Origin of the sequence: Achromobacter sp. SIMBA_011 (assembly GCF_046535435.1) — a bacterium.
In the GTDB taxonomy this organism is placed as follows: domain Bacteria; phylum Pseudomonadota; class Gammaproteobacteria; order Burkholderiales; family Burkholderiaceae_B; genus Achromobacter; species Achromobacter dolens.
The window spans coordinates 1-273 of the sequence record NZ_JAWRWN010000443.1; the positions used below are offsets into that span (position 1 = coordinate 1).

Consider the following 273-nt stretch of genomic DNA (forward strand, 5'->3'; position numbering starts at 1 on the left):
GGTCCGCAGGGTGATTCCGCCGTGTTCTTCGGTCTCTCCGGCACCGGCAAGACCACGCTTTCGGCCGATCCGTCGCGCACGCTGATCGGCGACGACGAACATGGTTGGGGCGAGCACGGCATCTTCAACTTCGAAGGCGGCTGCTACGCAAAAACTATCAAGCTGTCGAAAGAAGCGGAACCTGAAATCTACAACGCTATCCGTCGTGATGCGTTGCTGGAAAACGTCACCGTGCGTGAAGATGGCACTATCGACTTTGATGATGGTTCAAAA

1 protein-coding gene is annotated in these 273 nt (G+C 56.0%); it reads left to right on the forward strand.

What is annotated here, in order from left to right; all coding sequences use genetic code 11:
- Positions 1–273, forward strand: a 273-nt coding sequence (locus SB816_RS31640) for a phosphoenolpyruvate carboxykinase (ATP) (RefSeq protein WP_410548201.1), incomplete at both ends; no start/stop codon positions are given.